Source organism: Desmonostoc vinosum (assembly GCF_059505385.1).
On the sequence record NZ_JCACKM010000231.1, the window covers coordinates 1 to 7,672 of the forward strand.

General features: G+C 40.4%; 6 protein-coding genes. 4 read left to right on the forward strand and 2 right to left on the reverse strand.

Annotated features, from left to right (window positions below; all coding sequences use genetic code 11):
- Nucleotides 1–125, reverse strand: a 125-nt coding sequence (locus AC5JMF_RS26660) for a Tn3 family transposase (RefSeq protein WP_495798728.1), incomplete at its 3' end; no start/stop codon positions are given.
- Nucleotides 126–174: 49 nt separating this feature from the next.
- On the opposite strand from AC5JMF_RS26660, the gene AC5JMF_RS26665 reads away from it, so the two are divergent.
- The 4 genes from AC5JMF_RS26665 to AC5JMF_RS26680 all read left to right on the forward strand — a co-directional run bounded on the left by AC5JMF_RS26665 (nucleotide 175) and on the right by AC5JMF_RS26680 (nucleotide 7,294).
- Nucleotides 175–1,149, forward strand: coding sequence for a tyrosine-type recombinase/integrase (locus AC5JMF_RS26665; RefSeq protein WP_495798729.1), 975 nt, complete (start codon nucleotides 175–177; stop codon nucleotides 1,147–1,149).
- 471 nt (nucleotides 1,150–1,620) lie between these two features.
- Nucleotides 1,621–3,156: a flavin monoamine oxidase family protein gene (locus AC5JMF_RS26670; protein ID WP_495798724.1), complete on the forward strand. Its 1,536-nt coding sequence runs from the start codon at nucleotides 1,621–1,623 to the stop codon at nucleotides 3,154–3,156.
- A 4-nt stretch (nucleotides 3,157–3,160) separates the two neighbouring features.
- On the forward strand, nucleotides 3,161–4,132 hold the full coding sequence (locus AC5JMF_RS26675; protein WP_495798725.1) for a CHAT domain-containing protein: 972 nt from the start codon (nucleotides 3,161–3,163) through the stop codon (nucleotides 4,130–4,132).
- A 66-nt stretch (nucleotides 4,133–4,198) separates the two neighbouring features.
- Nucleotides 4,199–7,294, forward strand: a complete 3,096-nt coding sequence (locus AC5JMF_RS26680; RefSeq protein WP_495798726.1) for a tetratricopeptide repeat protein — start codon at nucleotides 4,199–4,201, stop codon at nucleotides 7,292–7,294.
- 80 nt (nucleotides 7,295–7,374) lie between these two features.
- Here AC5JMF_RS26680 and AC5JMF_RS26685 read toward each other — a convergent pair.
- On the reverse strand, nucleotides 7,375–7,672 hold a 298-nt coding region (locus tag AC5JMF_RS26685), incomplete at its 5' end, for a hypothetical protein (RefSeq protein WP_495798727.1).

Consider the following 7,672-nt stretch of genomic DNA (forward strand, 5'->3'; position numbering starts at 1 on the left):
GAGAATTTATGATAAGCTTCCACAATATTTGTCACAGCAGTAATTTCTTTTCTCAGCTGCATATCCGATATGTATTGCAGCAAGAAAACAGTTCTCGCAATCCGGAGGGTCTGGGATGTATACAGGGAGCCACATTTGAGGGAGGATCTAGTTTAAAGCTCCTAATTGACTGCCGTGAACACTCGCGCGATCGCTGACAATTTTAGCCCTGAATCTCTCGCACTGACAGAACCGTTGCCCATCACGTTACACCCGGCAGAGGTATATCTGGCTTCTCTTGGTGAAGGTTCGCGGCGAACTATGCGGGAAGCGTTAAATGCGATCGCTCAACTGCTAACCAGTGGCACTTGTGATGCAAGCACCTTGGATTGGTCAAAGTTGCGTTACCAGCACACAGCCGCAGTTAGGTCAGTGCTGATGGAAAAATACAGTCCAGCAATGGCGAATAAAATGTTGTGTGCATTACGGCGGACGCTCAAGGAAGCATGGCGCTTAGGGTTAATGTCCACGGATGAGTATGGAAGAGCATCTGATATTGAGTCGGTGCGGGGTCAGAGTTTATTGAAGGGGCGCGAACTTGATACCGAAGAAATTGCTGCGCTGTGGTCAGATTGTACTCAAGATGACTCAACATTGGGCCGGAGGGATGCGGCACTGCTGGCAGTTTTGACGGTTGGGTTGCGTCGCAGTGAGGTAACTTACCTTGATTTGAGCGATTTCAAGCCGCGCACTCGGTCATTAACAATACGTGAAGCGAAAGGGCGGAAGGAACGAATTGTCTATTTACCTGAAGCTGGTGTGCAAGCAGTCCTTGATTGGCTGCTGATTCGAGGTAAAGCACCAGGGGCACTATTTTATCCCTTAAATAAGGCAAAGAAAATCATACTGAGACGGATGAGTGAGCAGGGTGTGTTACGAGCGTTGCAGCGACGAGGGGAAAAAGCCGAGGTGGACGCTTTTACACCTCATGATTTTAGAAGAACTTTTATCGGTAATCTATTGGATGCGGGTGCAGATATCGTCACGATAGCGAAACTTGCAGGTCATGCGTCGCCAAGTACTACAAGTAAGTATGATAGGCGCGGGGAAGCTGCCAAGAAACGGGCAATTGATTTGCTGAATGTACCGTATAGCAGGCGGGATAAGTGAAGCTTTCAGTTGAGTCGAGGGGGAGTGCGGTATCAGAATGCTGTCAATGAATTTATTTTAAAAGTGCGGAATTTGTTTTGATTTTTTTGTAGTTAGATAGTCTATTTAGTAATAAATAATCTAAAAACCCTCTATCAAAAGATAGATTTGAAAAAAAATCCTCTCTTTTGAGAAACTTTAATTATTTTTCATGCAAAAATGTTTTTGTATTTACATGAAAATCAACAGCAATCCACCTTTCACAAACTTTGTATTTTTTATGGAAGTTTTATTGCCGTCTCTATTAGTTGAGCGAGTAACATACTGGCTTAATAGACAATTGGTGAAATTAATAATCAGAAAATTTGAACTTGATTTCAGGAGACAGATTTATGTTCAAGCAAAACTTTAATATGCATATTTTTTGGTGGATTTTGGTTTCTAGCGTCAATATTTTACTTTTAGTTATTTTTTACGAAACAATATATTTAAATGACATTTCAACAGCAATTTTTAGTGTCAGCAATACCCCACATTGCCGGAAGTTGGCACTCAAAACTTAAAACGAATAAAAACATGATATTGAAAAGCTGGAATCGCCGCGAATTCTTATGGGGAGTGAGCCAATCAGCCTTGGCATTACTGGTTATGGGTCGGGCATCTGGGCAAGTGGTGGCGGCAAGTAAGCCGACTGAGGTGCTGGTTCTCGGTGCGGGTCTGTCTGGCTTATATACAGCGTTGTTGTTAGAAGCCAAGGGTTTGTCTGTGACAGTTTTAGAGGCACGCGATCGCGTCGGTGGTCGCGTCCATACCTTAGATGATATCCCCGGTAAGCCAGAAGCCGGGGCACAAGCTTTCGGCGAAAAATATCGGCGCTTGTTAGCACTGGCTAAACGCTTGCAAGTTCCAACTGAGCCAAGCCTTGGCTTAGACAAGGAATCGCTGCTGTATATTAGAGGGCAAGCAGTATTGCCACAAGACTGGGCTATTTCTGCTGCCAACCACTTAGCAAAGAGCGAACGCTCTCTGCTTCCCCAACAATTGCTGAGTCATTACCTGGGCAAACACAATCCCCTAGAAAATGCGATCGCTTGGATCAACCCGAAATATTCAGATCTAGATATTCCCCTAGACAAGTATCTCCGCGCTCAAGGTGCCTCAAATGAAGCTTTACGATTAATCGACTTTAATCTTGGTTCTATATTCAACAGTATGAATACTACCTCTGCACTATGGGCATTACGGAATGATCAGCGCGCCCAAACTCGCAGCCAGCAACCAATGCATATTCAGAGTGGTAACAGTCGTTTGCCAGAAAAGATGGCAGCCTCTCTCAAGTCTCCTGTGCAGCTAAACAAAGTGGTAGAGTCGATTCGTTCTCAGGCAACAGGTGTAACAGTTTACTGCTCAGATGGTTCAAATTTCGATGCTGATTATGCGGTAGTGACGTTGCCGTTTTCGGTGCTGCGCCAGGTAGAAATTACCCCACCATTACCAAAGATACAGGCACAGGCGGTGCAGGAATTGCCCTACACAGCAGTAACACAGATTCGCTTTCAGGTTGGTCATCCATTCTGGGAAACTGATGGCTATCCGCTGAGGATGTGGACAGACTCACTACTTGAAAGTGTGTTGCCGATTCGAGACGAGCAGGGGCGGGTGCAAAGCTTAGTCTGCTGGGCAACTGGAAATAATGCCAAACAGTTGGATGCCATGAGTGCAGACGCATTAGCTAAATATGTTACCTCGGAACTGACGCGAATTCGCCCTGGAATAGAGGAAAATGTCAAGATTCTGCGCGTTGTTTCTTGGGGACGCGATCCCTATGCTCTGGGCGCTTATTCCCACTTTGCCCCCGGACAAATCCAGCGATTTCAAGACAAAATGGCTAAACCCTGGCAGCGAATTTACTTTGCAGGCGAACATACTGCGATCGCATCTGATGGGATGGAATCGGCACTGGAATCAGGAGAGCGAGTCAGCAGCGAGATTTTGGCTCGCATTGGTTTGTTATCGCCCCAAGCATGATGCTATGGTTAGAAGTATAAAAAAAATTTTGCTTTTATCAGCCAATCCTCTCAATACAAATAAGCTTCGTCTAGACGAGGAAGTGAGGGAAATCCAATCTGCATTGGAGCGTTCCAGACACAGGGAAGAATTTGAACTCATTCCCAGATTGGCTGTGAGGATTGACGATTTACGCCGCGCACTGTTGGATCACTCTCCACAAGTTGTACATTTTTCTGGTCATGGGGATGGAACTGACGGCATAGTATTGGAGGATAACTCCGGTCACGCGCAATTGGTTAGTACGGAATCATTGAGCAATTTCTTCAAGTTATTTCAAGACACAGTTGAGTGTGTGTTGCTCAATGCCTGTTATTCAGAAACTCAAGCAGAAGCAATTTTCCAACACATCAATTGTGTTATTGGCATGAAACGTGCCATCACTGATATTGCTGCTATTCATTTTTCTAAAGCATTCTATGACGCTCTTGGTGCTGGGCAAAGTTATAAAGATGCTTTTGATTTTGGTTGTAACAATATTGACCTCAATAGCAAACCAGAATCTTTAACTCCAAAATCACGCATCCGAAATAACTCTAAAACTTTATTCTCTAACAAGGAGCAAAAATCGGATATGACTGGAAACCGCAATATTCATATCGGTAGCGGCAATTATAACGAGCGTATTGAAGGTAATTATATCCAAGGGAATTATTACGCTGCTAGCAAGCAACAAAACCTTGCTGAAGCTGCTGCTGAAATTCAAAAGCTTCTAGAACAGTTAGATAAATCTAATCCTACTGATACGACTTTGGGCAAAATGCAAGTAGCCGCCGAAACTATTAAGGCTATTGAAAATAATCCTACTTTGGCACAACGGATCACTAGTGCTTTAAAGGCTGGTGGTGTTCAGGCTTTGGCGCAACTGCTTAATCATCCTGCTGCTAGTTTTGTTATTGGTGCATTAGAGGATTGGCAGAAAACTAAGAGTAGTTAAATATGATTCTACTTTTCTTACACGTTTACTTTGCTAGAGATCAAAGAGACTAACGGAGATTAAACTATGACAGAGAATAACGAGTCTGAGAATCACCGTATCGATATTGAAGAAGGTAATTATAACGAGCGCATTGAAGGAAATTATTTCCAAGGTAATCGTAACTTAATATTCAATATATTCAATATATTCAATTTTAGACACCAGAGTAGTAATGAAGCATCAGCAAAATATTCTCAAATTCGACAGAAATTTTTAGAATATGTTAATCGGGAAGTTGAAAACCGGATAGACAGTTCTCTTCACAATCGAGTTTATATTGTTCTGGATGTAGAGCGAAACCCAGAACAGACTGAATTACCTTATTCAAGTGAAATCAAAGTTGATTCCCGACGTAAAATTAGATTAGATAATACAGACATTATTAAGGTTTTTGACCAAAAACATGTTGCCGGAAGATTATTAATTTTGGGACAACCAGGGTCAGGAAAAACTACTATGCTCCTTAAGCTAGCAGAAGAGTTAGTAAAACGGGCTAAAGATAATTCAACAGATCCTGTCCCAGTACTATTTTCTTTATCTTCTTGGAAAAATGATAATCAAAATATAAAAGATTGGTTAGTTGACCAGCTTAAAAACAAATATGGTCTGCGAAAATACATTGGTAAATGGTGTATAGAAAACAAAAAAATTATACCGCTTTTAGATGGGTTAGACGAACTAGTGGCAGAACGTCAAGAAAAGTGTGTACTCAAAATTAATCAGTTTTTACATCCTTCTATTTGGGATGTTCCTGTAATTGTTTGTAGTCGCATTCAAGAGTATGAGCGTTATACAACTTCATTACAACTAAATAATTCTTTAGAATTGTATCCTTTTTCTCATCAACAAGTTCGTCAATATTTAGAAAATACAGGTCACTCAGAACTATGCAACAGTATTATTGATGATGCTGATTTAAGCCAATTAGCCAAGACACCACTTTTGTTAAATATTATTGTACTCTCTGCTCAAGAAATATCAATAAAAACTTGGAAACAGATCAAATCTTCTGAGAAGCGTTTAAGTTATCTATTTGATGCTTATATTTATAGGATGTTCAAACGTAAGAGTAAGGATAAACAGCCTAAGCAGGAAAATACTCAACGTTGGTTAGGTTGGTTGGCGCATCGGTTAATTGAGGAGAATACCACTGAGTTTTTGATTGAGAAAATGCAGCCTGATTTGTTGAAAAATAGAGGACAAAAAATTATTTATAATTTGCTTGTATGGGGAATTATAGGAGCGTTGATTTCTGGGCTGAAATATTCTTGGTTATTTCCATTTCCTATTTTTAATTTGAGCAATGCTGAACTGTATTCTAGGTTGAAAACTGAACTGATTTGCTGGTTGAATATCGGGTTAATTTATGGACTAATTGGTGATTCTATAGAAAATAAAATTGAAAAAAGAATTATTTTAATTAATCCATTTAAAAAAAATCCTAAAATAATCAGAAATAGACTGATTTTAGGACTGATTTCTGGGCTGATTTCTGGGTTGATTTATGGGTTGATTTATAAGCCGATTTCTGGGTTGATTTCTGGGTTGATTTCTGGGCTGATTTCTGGGCTGATTTTCGGAATTATTGGAAATAAAATTGAGACAATTGAAACTCTAAACTTCTCTCCTAAAAAGTCTTTAAAAGGGCTAATTTTAGGGCTAATTTTTGGGGTGACTTTTGGTATATATTTTGGTATGAATTATGGTATGTCTTATGGTGTGTCTTATAATCTGAGTAAGTTGAAATATGGGCTGATTTATGGGCTGATTTATGGGCTGATTTATGGGCTAATTTCTGGGTTTATTTTTGGGCTGTTTTCTGGAATAAATGGACTGAATATTGAAAATAAAATTTTTCCAAACCAAGGTATTAAACAATCAGTTATTAATACTATAAAGATATCAACAGTTACTTCTTTACCTACTGTATTAATAATCCTTAGCGTTCCAAGAATCCAATATCTAAATAATTATAATTTATTAATTGATAGTCTACGAGATGGAATATTAGTTGGGATATTTCTTGGAATACTCAGAAGCGGAATACCTGCAATTAAGCATTTTGTGCTACGTGTGATTCTTTGGTCTAGCGGCTACATTCCTTGGAACTATGCCAAGTTCCTCAAATATTGTACCGATCACCTATTTTTGCAACAAGTAGGCGGCAGCTATCGCTTCATGCATGACCTGCTACGTCAGCACTTTGCAAATTCCTATACTCAAATAAATTTAGCAACTACTTATAGCGATCCGCGAATAGTACAGAAAGGCAAGTTCAAAAACATATTACTGGTGGCTGGTGTTATTGTGTCAATGGGATATGCGTCTTGGCAATTTCAACTGCGCGAAAGTATTGCCCAAGTTTACTACCAGCGAGGGTCAATTTACTACTACCAAGGGTTCGCTTACAATAAAAAAGACTACAACAAAGCCATTGATGACTACAACAAAGCCATTGATGACTACAAGCAAGTCCTGAATCTTGACTTTAACGTTGCCAACGCTTACTACTACCGAGGGTCAGCTTACTACTACCGAGGGTTAGCTTACAACAAAAAAGACTACAAAAAAGCCACTGCTGACTACAACCAAGCCGTTGATGACTACAGCAAAGCCATTGATGAGTACAACAAAGCCATTAAACCTGATCCTAATAATGCCAACGCTTACTACCAGCGAGGGTCAATTTACTACTACCGAGGGTCAGCTTACTACTACCGAGGGTTAGCTTACAACAAAAAAGACTACAAAAAAGCCACTGCTGACTACAACCAAGCCGTTGATGACTACAGCAAAGCCATTGATGAGTACAACAAAGCCATTAAACCTGATCCTAATAATGCCAACGCTTACTACCAGCGAGGGTTAATTTATTACCAGCGAGGGTTAGCTTACAACAAAAAAGACTACAACAAAGCCATTGATGACTACAACAAAGCCATTGATGACTACAACAAAGCCATTAAACTTAATCCTGAAAATGCCGACGCTTACTACTACCGAGGGTTAGCTTACAACAAAAAAGACTACAAGCAAGCCACTGCTGACCGCAACAAAGCCATTAAACTTGACCGTAATAAATATGTCAATGCTCCCGATTACTTCTCCTACATTGACTAAGTTCATTAGTTTAGGTGCATTTTTTGCAGTGGCGACACCGCTCTTGATTCAGCTTTCTCAGTATCAAGTTGCGCCATCAGCTAGAGAGATATTCCTTCAGTCTGTCTTCTTGATTGTCGCTCTGCTTCTGATATCATTTGTTGCAATACGCGCTCTGCTTCTTGCCAAAAGCTGAGGTCAAGAGAATCTATTTCCCCCACATTAATTGCTGAATACTCAAGCTCACCCGACTGGTTTCGGTTGACTGCCACTCGAAAAATCTCACCTCGTTCATCATGGGTAAATACCAATTCCTTACCCTGTTTTGACAGAGTAGAGTGTTTAAACCCACATTCCGCAGATATTAAAGAAAATTTAGGAATTAAAAATTCCCAGAAA